Genomic DNA, 13,312 nt, shown 5'->3' on the forward strand with positions numbered 1-13,312 from the left:
GGTCGCACCCGGTGGGGCGATTCTTGGTTTCGGGATCGCATAGATGTTTCGAACGATATGCTGGACGGCGGCGCTGCTGCTGTCCGGTCTGGCGGCTGCGCCCTCCTGGGGATCGGCGGTGCTGCAATGCGTGCCCTACGCCCGCACGGTGTCGGGCGTGACGATCAGGGGCGACGCGTTCACCTGGTGGGATCAGGCGAACGGTCAGTATAAAAGGGGCACCAAGCCTAAAAAGGGCGCGGTGCTCGCGTTCCGGCCCAATGGTCCGATGGTGTTGGGCCATGTCGCGGTTATCAGCAAGGTGCTGGACGACCGGCGCGTGTTGATCCGGCATGCCAATTGGTCGGTGCCCGGCGCGATCGAGGAAGATGTGCTGGCGATCGACGTGTCGGACGCGGGCGACTGGAGCCAGGTGCGCGTGTGGCACAGCCCGACGGGCCAGATGGGCGCGCGGATCAACCCGACCTATGGTTTCATCTATCCCGCCAAGGCGAAGCTGCACGACTTCACCCCCGACCCGACATTGGGCGCGAGCGTGCGGTTCGCGAAGGTCGATGCGGATATGTGGGACGCGCTGGCGATGCCCCGGATGCCAAGCCAGCCGAGCGTGGTGCAAACGCCCTACAGCCCTGTCGATGCGCGCGCCGTGCAAGTCGCGCAAGCCAGGCCCGTGCCATCCAAATCGTCGCGCAGGGCCGCGCCCCGTCTGGAGGCCGATCCCTTCGTCGTCGAATATGCCGACGCCACGCCATCGCAACGTACGCTGAGCGCGATCATCGCCGATGTGCGGCGCGAAGCCGTCATGAACTGACAAAAAGGGCGCCTGGTGAGCGCCCTTTCCATGCTTATTCGGCGTCGCTCGCCTTATCTTCGGCTGCCTTGTCTTCGGCAGGCTTGTCTTCCGCGCTTTCGGCCGGATTTTCGAACCAAGCCTCCACCTCGCCGTTCAGCTTGATCGTCAGCGGATTGCCATGGCGGTCGCGGCTCTTGCCCGCGGCGACGCGAATCCAGCCTTCCGAGATATTATATTCCTCGACATCCTTGCGCTCGCGGCCCTTGAACCGGATGCCGATACCGCGTTGGAGCACCTCCATGTCGAAATGGGGGCTGCGCGGATTGGTGGACAGGTGGTCGGGGGGCGTATCGCTCATGGGGCATATTCCTTGAAAAGTTGCGCTGCGCCTAGCGTCTGAGCCTATATTGCGTCAACCACCGCGCTTTTCATCGACGTCGCAGAAGATACGGCGGATCACCCCTTCGTCCAGCCAGGTGGCAAAGCGGCTTTCCGCGTCGGCCAGGTCCGCGAAGGGATAGGCGACCGGGCTTTCGTCCACCGCGCCGCTGGCCGCCATCAATCGCATGACGGCATCGGGCGCGGTGGTCAGGATGCGGCCGCGCCGGTCGGTCGACGCGCTGTTGATGCCCACGACATGGCCGTCCTCGGCAAAGACGGGGCCGCCGCTGATGCCCGACAATGTGCCGTCGCCCGACGGGATGCGCCCTTTTTCGGCCCAGGCCAGCACCGGCTGCGTCAGGCCGCTCCGCCCGCGCCGGGCGCTGGCTTCGCCGATCAGTTCGGACATGACCAGCATCGGCTCGCCCGTGGGAAAGCCCATATGATAGCCCGGCGTGCCCGGTTGCGGCATGCGGTCGGACAGGGGCAGGGCGGCGTCGCTCGGCAGACCGTCGCGCACCAGCGCCGCGTCCGCCTCCCGGCTTTCGATCAGGCGCGACACCGGCCGGGCGAAGCGGCCATCCTCCAGTCCCACCCGCGTGCAGCCATGGGTGACATGCTGCGCCGTCAGCCATGCGCCGTCGCGATCGACGGCAAAGGCGGTGCCCATCGAATCGGCCGGGCGATCCGGCCCATCCTCGATCACGAACTGCTCGTCGCTCCAGCCTGGCGTCGGGCGGCGGGGCGATCGCGGGTCGAACTGCTCGATCTCCAGTCGTGGCGGCGTGACATCCTGCCCGAACCAGGCGACCAGCAACAGGCCGCCCAATAGGAAGGGCAGGCATCCGCAACCGCCACGGCCCTTTTTGCCGCGCATGGCGTCAGCCCGCCACCGCGGCGGCGGTCAGGCAGGCGATCGCGGCCTTCATCATCGCCAGGAAGATCGCGGCCGATCGTTCGTTCGCCTCTATTCGTGCGGACAGGGTGCCCAGCAGGAAATCGACCAGGCGGAAGGCGACGAGTTGCAGCACCAGCGTGACGCTGCCCCAGATGACGATGTCCCAGACGTTGATCGATCCGGCCAGGCAGAATGCCAGCGGCACCGCCAACCCGATCGCCGCGCCGCCCAGCGATATGGCGGCGGATTCGTTGCCGCCCCGGATCAGGGCGAACTCGTCATGCGGGGTGATCCACATATAGATGCCGAGCGCCACCATCCAGACCAAGGTCGCGCTGCCCAAGTGCAGCAGCAGGATCGGCAGGCCCGACAGGAGGCTCTGGATAACGGGCATGGGATCGGTCATGCCCCAGAAATGCCGCAACCCGCCCCATGGTTCATTCGGGGCGGGCTACGGGTGAAATAAAGGCGTCAGCGGCAGATGCGCACGCGCACGTCGCGGTCGCGATAATGGTCGTAGCGCCATTCATTCCAGCAGCGAGTGCGATAGGCCTGGCGGTAATGGCCGCGCGGCCCGCGCCAGTCGCGCCGGTCGCCGCGCCAGTGACGGCGATCGTCCCAGCGCCGGTGGTCGCGCCGGTCCCAGCGATCATGGCGATCGCCACGCCAGCCCGATCCATAATATTGCGCCTGGGCCGGGACAGCCATGGCGCCAAGGCCGGTGACGGCCAGGCTGAGCGCCGCCGCGCCCTTCCAAAACAGGTTCATCTCTCTTCTCCTCACAGTTCCCGCCCATGAGGGCTGGGAGCATGATCGGGAGAATGGACTTGGCCGACTGAACCGTCCGCGAATGAATATGTCAGCGACGGTTCAGCCTGGAACGACGGACGGACGGCCCGTCAGGCCGAATGGTTCACCGTCCCCGCAGCGCGGCTTCGGCTTCCTGCATATAGTCGCGGGTGATGGGCAGGGTGCGACGGTCGCGCGCATATTGGATTTGGAAATTGACCATGCCGCCATGTTCGAACACGGTTGCCGCGCCCGCCAGGTAGAAGGTCCACAGACGAAAGAAACGTTCGTCATAAAGGGCGACGATGTCGGCCTTGTGCGCCATGGTCCGCTTATACCATTCGCGCAGCGTCAGGCCGTAATGGACGCGTAGCACCTCCACGTCGGTCACCATCAATCGCGTGCCTTCGCTGCCCGCGACCATTTCCGACAAAGCGGGGATGTAGCCGCCGGGGAAGATATATTTCTGGGTGAAGGCGTCGGTGGTGCCCGGCCCGCCCATCCGGCCGATGGTGTGGATCAGCATCACGCCGTCCATGGTCAGCAGGCTGCGGCACTTGTCGTAAAATGCGCGATAATGGGCGGTGCCGACATGTTCGAACATGCCCACCGACACGATCCGGTCGAACGGTCCCTGCATGTCGCGATAGTCGATCAGTTCGAAACGGACATGGTCGGCGACGCCCGCATCCACGGCGCGCTGCCGTGCGACCTTGAGCTGTTCTTCCGACAGGGTGATGCCGGTCACGTCGACGCCGCAGGTGCGGTGCAGGTACAGCGCCATCCCACCCCAGCCGCAACCGATGTCCAGCACCTTCATGCCGGGTTTCAGGTGCAGCTTGGCGGCGATATGCGCCTTCTTGTCCTCCTGCGCCTGCTCCAGGCTGATCCCGGCCTCATTGCCTATGTCGGGATAATAGGCACAGCTATATTGGCGGTCGCGATCGAGGAACAGGGCGTAGAGCGCGCCCGACAGGTCGTAATGATGGGCGACATTGGCCTTTGACCGCGCCTTGTGATTGGCGCGCCACAGCCTTTGCCGGACGCTGCCGACGCTACGCTTGAGCAGGCTCTTGCCCTCGATCGACTTGCCCTGTTCCCAGGGATTGTTGGCGCGGATCATGGACAGGAATTCCATGATGCCGCCCCCCTCGATGCCGACCCGCCCGTCGATCCAGGCTTCGGCCATCCCCAGGCGCGGGTCCTTCACGATGTCGAACGGTACCCGGCCATCCTTGAACCGCAGCGCCAGGTCGGGGAAATCAGGGTCGGCCTGCCCCACGCTGATCGTCTTGCCATTGGCATAGTGGACGGTCAGTCGGCCGCGCGTGACCAACCGCTTGAGAACCAGTTCAAACAGTTTCATGTGGCTACTCTGTCATCTCGTTACGCAGGCGTCAAATCCCGGCATACCAGTCATAGTCGGCCCGGTCTTCCCAATAGCCGCCCTTGCCCCGGCCGATGGCGGCCAGGCTGTCGACCGCCTCTATCCCCATGAGATATTTGGCATGTTTATAACCAAGCTGCCGCTCGACGCGCAGCCGCAGCGGCGCGCCATTGGCGACGGGCAGCGGCCGGTCGTTCAGGGCAAAGGCCAGAATCGTCTGGGGGTGGAAGGCGTCGGCCAGATCGATGCTTTCATAATAGGGCAGGCCGCTGCCCATCGTGTCGGCGCAGTGGAAGACGATGTAGCGCGCCCGGCTGCGCAGCCCCGCGCCGTCCAGGATCGTCTTCAGCGGCACGCCGCGCCACTTGCCGATGGCGCTCCATCCTTCGACGCAGTCGTGGCGGGTGATCTGTTCGCGATGGGGCAGGGCGCGCAATTGCGACAGCGAAAGCGACAGTTCCTGCGTGACGAGGCCGGTGATGCGCAGGCGCCAGTCGGCAAAGCCCCCGCGCCACAGCGCCTTATAGGCGGGCGTATTGGGATTGGCGGTGCCGTTGGCGCGAAAGACGGGGGACAGTTGGTCGGGCCGGAACTCCCGCGCCAAAGCGTTCGGCGCCATCAGGCCGCGCTGCGCCCATTTGTGGAAATTTTCAGCGGAGAAGAGCGCCTCGCGGAAGGAGTCGTTGCGCGCCAGCTGGTCGCACCCCGCCAGTGTCGCGGTCGCGCCCAGCAGCAGGGTGCGGCGGGTCAGGATCATGGCCGATCCTGCGGCAGCCGATAGCGGCCGGTGATCATCGACCGGACCTGATTGATCGGTCCTGCTAGCATCACCATCAGGAGATGGACGATCACGAAGGCGACGAGCGCGAAGGCCGTGATGAAATGGATCGAGCGCGCGGTCTGCCGCCCGCCCAGCAGGTCGAGCAGCCAGGGCCAGGCCGCGTTCATGCCGGGCGCCATGGTGAGGCCGGTCAGGATGAGGAGGGGGAGGGCGACGAAGATCACGCCGACATAACTTGCCTTCTGCAACACGCCATAGCGCCGCGCGGCCTGTCCGGTCGGGAAGCGCAGCCGCGCATGGTCCTTGACGTCCTGCCATACATGGCGCGGGGCCATGTCGCGACGGTCGATGGCCAGGTCGCGCGCAATGTGGCGGTTGCCCAGGCTCCAGAGCATATAGGCGAGCAGGGCGAAGGCGAAGATCGGCGCGGCGGCCAGATGCCAGTGACGCGACAGGGCCAGGCTGTAATGGGCAGGCAGGGTGATCCAGCCGGGGAAGCGATCCAGTTCCAGCCAGGGGACATCGAAATTCGCGCCATATTGCCCCCAGTAGAGCCGGGGATGGGCGTTGAAGATGCCAAGGCCGCTGGTGAACAAAATGTAGAGCAGCAGCGCGTTGAGCCAGTGCCACAGCCGGGTGGAAAGGCGATGGCGATTGACCACCATGCCTGCGCTTTGGGTCCGGCTGTCCATGGTCGGACTCTAGCCGATTTTGCCGACAGGTCCACCCGGTCGTGGGCAGATCGGCCGCCGATGGGCGATGTCACCGTTTTGCAACACAAGTCCTGAAATTGTTTGAAATAAAGGTCTTGCCCCTTTGCAAAGCAATCCGACGAACCTAGATGGCGATTGCGTGATCCTGATGCATATCATGTTCTTCATCTCCCCATAATGGAGAGAAGGGTCGCAGAAGTTATTGCAAGACTTATTATGCAATTTCTTTGCATCGAACCTGAACGCCGGATGAATGTCTAAGTTACGGCGACAAGATAATATATGAGGACTTTATGAAGACTGTGATTTTCGCAGCTATTGCTGCTGCCGCCGCTGTTTCGGCCCCTGCCTTCGCTCAGGACGCTGCGCCCTTCACCGGGCCGCGCGCGGGCGTCATTCTGGGCTATGACAAGTTCGATGGCCGCGATGGCTTCACCTACGGCGTGTCCGCAGGCTACGACCTGGCCGTCGCCAACGGCGTGACCTTCGGTCCCGAAGTGTCGTTCAGCGACAGCACCACCAGCGCGGGCGCTGGCGCCGAAGTCAGCCGCGACCTGGCCGCGTCGGTCCGTCTGGGCTACACGCTGACCCCGCAGGTTCTGGCGTTCGGCAAGGTCGGCTATGCCAACACCCGCATCGACGCCGGCAACGGCGGCGCGTCGTTCGAAGGCGTGCGCTACGGCGGTGGCCTGGAATATGCGGTGACGCCGAACGCCTATATCTCGGCGGAATATCAGCGCAGCGAATATGAAGCCAATATCGGTGGCCGCGATGCCGGCCTGGTCGGCATCGGCTTCCGCTTCTGATCTTTCCCGGTCGGGATCACGGCCCGATCGGATAGGGCGAAAGGGCGGTCCTGCAAAGGGCCGCCCTTTTTCTATGGGCAGGGCTGGTCGTCCCGCGCCGAGGGCGCGCCGTCGCCCCGATCAACCGAGCGCGGCTTGCTTCTCTTCGGCCAGGCGCTTCATCTCCGCCTTGCTCTTTTTCTCGCTCGCGGACTTGAGCTGGCCGCAGGCCGCCATGATATCGCGGCCGCGCGGGGTGCGCACCGGTGCGCTGATGCCGCCTTCGAACACGATGCTGCTGAACGCGCGAATCCGCTCCGGCGTCGAACATTCATAATCGGTGCCCGGCCAGGGGTTGAACGGGATCAGGTTGACCTTGGCCGGCAGCTTATATTTGCGGATCAGCCGGACCAGTTCGCGCGCGTCGGCGTCACTGTCATTCTTGTCGCGGATCATCACATATTCGAAGGTGATGCGGCGCGCATTGCTGGCCTTGGGATAGTCGGCGCAGGCCTGGAGCAGTTCCTCTATGCCATATTTGCGGTTGAGCGGCACCAGTTCGTCGCGCACTTCCTTGGTCACGCCATGCAGCGAGACGGCCAGGTTGACGCCGATTTCCTCGCTCGCGCGGGCCATCATCGGGATGACGCCCGACGTGGACAGGGTGATGCGACGGCGCGACAGGGCCAGCCCGTCGCCGTCCATCACGACCCTGAGCGCGTCGCGGACATGCTCGAAATTATAGAGTGGCTCGCCCATGCCCATCATGACGATATTGGTCAGCATCCGCCCGTCGGGCGAATATTGCGGCGCGTCCTCATCCTCGTCCACATCGGCATCGTTCGCGGCACCCATATTGCCCTTGGGCCATTCGCCCAGTGCATCGCGCGCCAGCATGACCTGGCCGACGATCTCGCCCGGCGTCAGGTTGCGGACGAGGCGCATCGTCCCGGTGTGGCAGAAGCTGCAATTCAATGTGCAGCCGACCTGGCTGGACACGCAAAGCGTGCCCCGATCTGCGTCGGGGATGAAGACCATTTCATAATCCTGGCCATCGTCCGATCGGAGCAGCCATTTGCGGGTGCCATCGTTCGATACCTGCGCCTCCACCACCTGCGGGCGGCCGACGACGAAGCGTTCGGCCATCCAGCCGCGCATCGGTTTGGCAAGGTCGGTCATGGCGTCGAAATCGGTTTCGCCGCGATGGTAGAGCCAGTGGAACAGCTGCTTGGACCGCAGCTTGGCGGCCTTCCCGTCCAGCCCGGCCTCTTCCAGCGCGCCTTTCATCTGTGGGCGCGAAAGGCCCATCAGGTCGATGCGGCCATCCGCGCGCGGGGTCACCGCGCGCGGCACGGGCACAGGGTCGATAAGGCCGGGAATCGGCATGAGCGGGCTGGCGGCTGATTGCATGGCGCGCCCATAGCCGATTTTTGCGGATTTTGGAAGCGCGGCCGCCTAACGCAATCGGGCGCAGCCCAGGGCCGCCGCATCGATCGCCGTCGCCGCGCCGCGCAGGGCGTAACTGTCGGCAAAGCCGCGCCCGTCCGCGCCCACGCTGGCGACGCTCATGCTGCTGGCCGACCGCATGGCGGCGACGATCTGCGCGTCGCCGCGCGCGTCGGGCGCCCAGGCGTCGACCTGGCCCGCGACCAGCGTGAAGCGGCGTTCGCCCAGGGTCAGCGTGACCGGCGCTTGGGCTGCGCGCGCCCGGCTGAGGCGGACATGCACTTGCCCGCGCACCCGCTGGCGGGGCCAGGTGCCGATGGCGACGAAGCCCTTTGGCATCTGGCTGCGGCGCGCCGCGGGTTGGGCGATGGCATAGCATCGCGGCGTCGCGGGATCGCGGAACGCGCCCCAGCTTTCGAAAATACCCAGCGAATCGCGCGCGATGGCGGGCGACCCCACCAGCAGCGGCAGGATCAGCAGGGTCAATGTCAGGATCGGTGTCCGGCGCATGGTCCGGGCAAAGCCCATGCCGTCTCCTTTTGCAACCCTGCCCGATCAAAAGCGCGAAGCGGACGCTTGCCCAAGTCGTCATAGCGGTTATGAAGAAGCATCCATCATTGTCGCCGGGATTCGACCGAATCCCCGGCTATCGGCTTAAAAAGAAACGGACAGAACAGGGACATGAAGGCCACCATCGAACGCGCAACGCTCCTCAAGAGCCTGAGCCACGTCCAGTCGGTGGTCGAGCGCAGGAATACCATTCCGATCCTGTCCAACGTGCTGATCGAGGCATCGGCCGACGGCGCGATCAAGCTGATGGCGACCGATCTCGACCTCCAGATCGTGGAAAGCGTGTCGGCACAGGTCGAGCAGGCGGGCGCGACGACTATTTCCGCGCACACGCTGTTCGACATCGCGCGCAAGCTGCCCGAAGGCAGCCAGGTGTCGTTGCAGGCGGCCGAGGGCAAGATGCTGATCCAGGCCGGCCGCGCCCGGTTCAACCTGTCCACCCTGCCGCGCGACGATTTCCCGGTGATCGCGGAGGGCGACCTGCCCACCACCTTCGAACTGCCGGCCGAAACATTGAAGCAGATCATCGACAAGACGCGCTTCGCCATCTCGACCGAAGAAACGCGCTATTATCTGAACGGCATCTATTTCCATGTCACCGACGACGACCAGCCGGTGCTGAAGGCCGCGGCGACCGACGGCCATCGTCTGGCCCGCGTCACCGTGACCCGCCCCGATGGCGCGGAAGGGATGCCCGGCATCATCATTCCGCGCAAATGCATCGGCGAACTGCGCAAGCTGCTGGACGAAGTGGACGGGTCCGTGGGCATCGCCCTGTCGGCCAGCAAGATCCGCTTCAACCTGGGCAGCGCGATCCTGACCAGCAAGCTGATCGACGGGACTTTTCCCGATTACAGCCGCGTCATCCCGACCGCGAACGACAAGCTGCTCAAGATCGATCCGCGCAGCTTCGAACAGGGCGTCGATCGCGTTGCGACCATCGCCACGGAAAAGACCCGCGCGGTCAAGATGAGCCTGGACAAGGACAAGATCACCCTGTCCGTGACCAGCCCGGAAAATGGCACGGCGGCCGAGGAAGTGCCCGGCGCGTTCCAGGGCGAAGGCTTCGATATCGGCTTCAACGCCCGCTATCTGCTCGACATATTGGGGCAGATCGACAGCGACCTGGTGGAACTGCATCTGGCCGACGCAGCGGCCCCCACGCTGATCCGCGAAAACGACGCCAGCCCTGCGCTCTACGTCCTGATGCCGATGCGCGTGTGATATGACCTTTGGTGCGGGGTTCTACCTGCACCAAAGGAGGGTGGAAGTAATTCTCTGGCAAGGAGTTTGCGCTACGGGTGGCCTCATGTCCCGGCTGCGCGCATCCCTCACCGATAACCCCTCCCGTTCCATGACCCTGATGGTCGCTCTTGGCCTGTCGGAAAGCGGCACCGAAGTGTCCGCATCCTGGATATCAGGCGCCTTGACCCACATTGCGCGGCTCTGGCCGCTGATGTTGCTGGCCAAACTGTGCCTGATCGCCCTGCTCGACCTGCCCTTCTATTCGGGTAACTACATGCAGCTCGCCCTGATGGTCGCGATGCTGCTGGTCGACGGCACGCTGATGCTGGCGCCGCGCCGGGCCTGGTTCATCCGGCTTATGCCGCACGTCCAGAAACGGATGATGCTGCCGATGGTGTTCCTGTCCGGCCTGACCTTCAGCCTGTGGCTGGGCTATGAAAACAAGGCGGCGACCGATACGCTGTTTCTGGCGGCGGTGCCCGAACTGGCCACGGCGCTGCTGGCGGTCTGCATCTTCGGCGACCGCCGGTTGCTCGGCATCAGCTATTTCCTGGGCGCGCTGATCGTGGCTGTGGTGGAAAAGGCGGGCGTGGCGCAGATCGGGCTGTTCTTCAGCTGCGTGCTAGTGATGCTGGTCGCGGCCTTGCGTCAGGCGAACACCGATCGCGATTCTGCGATCACCCGGCACCGGCAGGACCTGCGGGCGCAGCGTTCCGACCGCCTGTTGCAGGAACATGAACGCAGCGGGCGCGGCTGGTTCTGGGAAACCGACCGGCTGGGCTGCCTCACCTATATATCCGACACGCTGGCCCAGTCGCTCGGCCTGTCCGCTGATACGCTGATCGGGCGCCAGATCACCGACCTCGTCAAGCCCGGCGACAAGAAGCAGGGCGATGGCGAACGCACGCTGGGTTTCCATCTGTCGGCGCGCACGGGCTTTGCCGATCTGGCGGTTTGCGCCGCGCTGGCCCGGGAGGAACGCTGGTGGTCGATTTCGGGCCAGCCGGTGTTCAACGAATATGGCCAGTTTCACGGCTTTCGCGGATCGGGCACCGACCTCACCGAAATGCGCCGCAGCCAGGCGGAAGTCACGCGGCTGGCCCAGTTCGATTCGCTGACCGGCCTTGCCAACCGCATCCAGATGCTCGGTTCGCTGGAGCAGGCGGTGGCGCATCGGCACGGCAAGCCGGGCGAATGCACGCTGATGATGCTCGACCTCGACCGGTTCAAGATCGTCAACGACACGCTGGGCCATCCTGCCGGCGATACGCTGTTGCGGCAGGTCAGCCAACGGTTGCAGCGGGTGGTCGGCGACAAGGGGCTGGTCGGGCGTCAGGGTGGCGACGAATTCAAGATATTGCTGCCTGGCCGCCACGATCAGGCGGCGCTGGCGCAACTGGCGCAGGCGATCATCGCCTCGATTTCGCAGCCCTATTCGATAGAGGGCACGGCGGTGGTCATCGGCGTGTCGATCGGTTTGAGCTGTTGTCCGCACGATGGCGTCACGGCCGATGCGCTGATCCGCAATGCCGACCTGGCGCTCTATGCGGCCAAGGGCAACGGGCGGGGCGTCCACCGTTTCTATTCGCCGGAAATGCATGCCGATGCGGAAGATCGCCGCGCGCTGGAAGAGGATCTGCGGCGCGCACTCGCCGGCGATGGGCTGCACCTGGTCTATCAGCCGGTGGTGTCGTCCAAGACCGAACATATCACCGGATATGAAGCGCTGCTGCGCTGGACCCATCCGGCGCGCGGGCCGATTTCGCCGACCATATTCATTCCGATCGCCGAGGAAAGCGGCCTGATCGGCCAGATCGGCGAATGGGTGATGCGCACCGCCTGTCGCGATGCCGCCGACTGGCAGGACGGCATCCGCGTGGCGGTGAACGTGTCGCCCAGCCAGTTCGCCAATCCCGGCTTTCCCTCGACGGTCATGAGCGCGCTGGCCGCGTCGCAGCTCGCGCCCGAGCGGCTGGAGCTGGAAATCACCGAAAGCGTGTTCCTCAACGACGATGACGGCACCGACGCGATGTTCAGCCGGTTGAAGGCGATCGGCGTCCGGCTGGCGCTTGATGATTTCGGCACCGGCTATTCCTCGCTCGGCTATCTGAAGAAGGCGCCGTTCGACAAGATCAAGATCGACCAGAGCTTCGTGCGCGGCGCCGCCATCAAGGGCAACCGCAACAGCGCGATCATCAAGGCGATCGTCAGCCTGGCCGAAGCGCTGGGCATGGACACGACGGCCGAAGGCGCGGAAACGCAGGACGAACTGGCGCTGATCCGGCAATTGGGGTGCAGCCATATCCAAGGCTATATCTACGGGAAACCGATGCCCGCCGCCGATGTGCTGGCAGGCCAGCTTCAAGCGGGCACGGCGGCGAGCGCCAACGGCTTCCAGTCCAGCCGCCCGGAACGCAAGACCATGTTGCGTACCATTGCGATCCATCATGACGGCCATGTCTATACCGGCAGGGTCCGGAACATCTCACCCACCGGCGCGCTGATCGAGGGGTTGTGGAACGTGCCCGAAGGCACGTTGTTCGCGATCGAACTGGCCGAAAACCAGTTCGTCAACGCCACCAGCCGCTGGTCGAAGGAAGACCGGGTGGGGGTGGAATTTGCCGGCGCGATCGACATCAGCACATTGCGCAATGCCCCCAAGACGATGGTGGGGTGACGCGCACAGCCGTTTTGGCAACAAAATGTCACGTTGATCAGCCGGAACGCTGCATCCGTCTAGCGATTATGTTCGACGCACATGTCAGCATAAGGACGATCGAATGCGCAATTGGGATGAGGATGATAAGCCTGCTCGCCGTCGTGGCGTCGGCAATTTCGCCGTGCTGGGCGTGGCGGCGATTCTGGGGATCGCCGCCGTCAGCGCCTATGTGATTTCCGGCAAGGATGCGCCGGTCAAGCCGGCCAGCGGGTCCGCCAATGCCATGGCGTTGGCAAGTTCCAAGCCTGCGCCGCGCTAATCTGCCCTGCGCAGGGCGGACCTGTAGGGGATGATGAAACGACGAAGGGGAGGCGCAGATGTTGCGCCTCCCCTTCGTCGTTGCGCACATTTCGAGGCGCCCGTTCAGGCCGCGATCGCCACCGGTTCCATCGCCTTTTCCGCCACGATCATGCCACGGCCCAGACTGCGGATCAGGCCGATGAAGCGGGTCGCCTCGCGCACGATCATCGCCTTGTTGAAACAGGCGGCCGCGCCGCGGTCCATCGCTTCGGCGACGATCGGCGCGCCGTCGCGCATCAGGCTGGACAGCATGATGACCGGGCATGGCTCCATGTCCATGATCTCGTCCAATATCGCCAGGCCGTCCCGGCCCGGCATGGCGATGTCCAGCGTCACGACATCGGGCTTCTCCAGCCGGATCATGTCGATCGCCTCCTCGCCATTGCGGGCGATGCCGACCACTTCGATCCGCCGGTCGCGCTCCAGCAGCGTTTCGATCATCGCGCGAATGGTCAGCGAATCGTCGACCACCACTATCCTGACGGGCTTCATTCATCGTCTCCCC

General features: G+C 64.6%; 15 protein-coding genes. 5 read left to right on the top strand and 10 right to left on the bottom strand.

Annotation, left to right across the window (positions count from 1 at the left end; translation table 11 throughout):
- Window positions 1-43: 43 nt before the first annotated feature.
- Complete coding sequence (locus tag U5A82_RS05350; protein WP_326289242.1) at window positions 44-811, top strand: CHAP domain-containing protein; 768 nt, start codon at window positions 44-46, stop codon at window positions 809-811.
- A 34-nt stretch (window positions 812-845) separates the two neighbouring features.
- Here the strand turns inward: U5A82_RS05350 and U5A82_RS05355 are convergent, their stop codons facing one another.
- From U5A82_RS05355 to U5A82_RS05385, 7 genes are all read right to left on the bottom strand, one after another.
- Window positions 846-1,151 (bottom strand): DUF3297 family protein, encoded by a 306-nt coding sequence (locus U5A82_RS05355; protein ID WP_326289243.1) that lies wholly within the window; start codon window positions 1,149-1,151, stop codon window positions 846-848.
- A 54-nt stretch (window positions 1,152-1,205) separates the two neighbouring features.
- Window positions 1,206-2,051: a S1 family peptidase gene (locus U5A82_RS05360; RefSeq protein WP_326289244.1), complete on the bottom strand. Its 846-nt coding sequence runs from the start codon at window positions 2,049-2,051 to the stop codon at window positions 1,206-1,208.
- A 4-nt stretch (window positions 2,052-2,055) separates the two neighbouring features.
- Window positions 2,056-2,478, bottom strand: coding sequence for a DUF350 domain-containing protein (locus U5A82_RS05365; RefSeq protein WP_326289246.1), 423 nt, complete (start codon window positions 2,476-2,478; stop codon window positions 2,056-2,058).
- A gap of 65 nt (window positions 2,479-2,543) precedes the next feature.
- Window positions 2,544-2,840, bottom strand: coding sequence for a hypothetical protein (locus U5A82_RS05370; protein WP_326289248.1), 297 nt, complete (start codon window positions 2,838-2,840; stop codon window positions 2,544-2,546).
- A 145-nt stretch (window positions 2,841-2,985) separates the two neighbouring features.
- A complete protein-coding gene (locus U5A82_RS05375; protein WP_326289249.1) occupies window positions 2,986-4,227 on the bottom strand; it encodes a cyclopropane-fatty-acyl-phospholipid synthase family protein in 1,242 nt (413 codons plus the stop codon).
- Between the two features lie 31 nt (window positions 4,228-4,258).
- A complete protein-coding gene (locus U5A82_RS05380) occupies window positions 4,259-5,005 on the bottom strand; it encodes a molybdopterin-binding protein (RefSeq protein WP_326289251.1) in 747 nt (248 codons plus the stop codon).
- Complete coding sequence (locus U5A82_RS05385; protein ID WP_326289253.1) at window positions 5,002-5,721, bottom strand: cytochrome b/b6 domain-containing protein; 720 nt, start codon at window positions 5,719-5,721, stop codon at window positions 5,002-5,004. The genes U5A82_RS05380 and U5A82_RS05385 overlap by 4 nt, the downstream gene beginning before the upstream one ends.
- A gap of 314 nt (window positions 5,722-6,035) precedes the next feature.
- Here U5A82_RS05385 and U5A82_RS05390 point away from each other — a divergent pair, with 314 nt between their 5' ends.
- Window positions 6,036-6,548 carry an outer membrane protein gene (locus tag U5A82_RS05390; protein WP_326289255.1) on the top strand — a complete coding sequence of 171 codons (513 nt, stop codon included), beginning with the start codon at window positions 6,036-6,038 and terminating at the stop codon, window positions 6,546-6,548.
- A 120-nt stretch (window positions 6,549-6,668) separates the two neighbouring features.
- On the opposite strand, the gene rlmN is transcribed toward U5A82_RS05390, so the two are convergent.
- Together rlmN and U5A82_RS05400 are read right to left on the bottom strand one after the other, a co-directional pair.
- Window positions 6,669-7,937 (bottom strand): dual-specificity RNA methyltransferase RlmN, encoded by a 1,269-nt coding sequence (gene rlmN / locus U5A82_RS05395; protein WP_326289257.1) that lies wholly within the window; start codon window positions 7,935-7,937, stop codon window positions 6,669-6,671.
- Between the two features lie 45 nt (window positions 7,938-7,982).
- Complete coding sequence (locus U5A82_RS05400; RefSeq protein WP_326289259.1) at window positions 7,983-8,501, bottom strand: hypothetical protein; 519 nt, start codon at window positions 8,499-8,501, stop codon at window positions 7,983-7,985.
- 153 nt (window positions 8,502-8,654) lie between these two features.
- Between U5A82_RS05400 and dnaN the strand changes: the two genes are divergently transcribed.
- The 3 genes from dnaN to U5A82_RS05415 all read left to right on the top strand — a co-directional run bounded on the left by dnaN (window position 8,655) and on the right by U5A82_RS05415 (window position 12,766).
- Window positions 8,655-9,767, top strand: a complete 1,113-nt coding sequence (gene dnaN, locus U5A82_RS05405; protein WP_326289260.1) for a DNA polymerase III subunit beta — start codon at window positions 8,655-8,657, stop codon at window positions 9,765-9,767.
- 85 nt (window positions 9,768-9,852) lie between these two features.
- Window positions 9,853-12,465 carry an EAL domain-containing protein gene (locus U5A82_RS05410; RefSeq protein ID WP_326289262.1) on the top strand — a complete coding sequence of 871 codons (2,613 nt, stop codon included), beginning with the start codon at window positions 9,853-9,855 and terminating at the stop codon, window positions 12,463-12,465.
- A gap of 103 nt (window positions 12,466-12,568) precedes the next feature.
- Window positions 12,569-12,766: a hypothetical protein gene (locus tag U5A82_RS05415; RefSeq protein WP_326289263.1), complete on the top strand. Its 198-nt coding sequence runs from the start codon at window positions 12,569-12,571 to the stop codon at window positions 12,764-12,766.
- A 104-nt stretch (window positions 12,767-12,870) separates the two neighbouring features.
- On the opposite strand, the gene U5A82_RS05420 is transcribed toward U5A82_RS05415, so the two are convergent.
- Window positions 12,871-13,299: a response regulator gene (locus U5A82_RS05420; protein ID WP_326289265.1), complete on the bottom strand. Its 429-nt coding sequence runs from the start codon at window positions 13,297-13,299 to the stop codon at window positions 12,871-12,873.
- Window positions 13,300-13,312: the final 13 nt, after the last annotated feature.

The organism is Sphingobium sp. CR2-8 (genome assembly GCF_035818615.1).
Classification (GTDB): domain Bacteria; phylum Pseudomonadota; class Alphaproteobacteria; order Sphingomonadales; family Sphingomonadaceae; genus Sphingobium.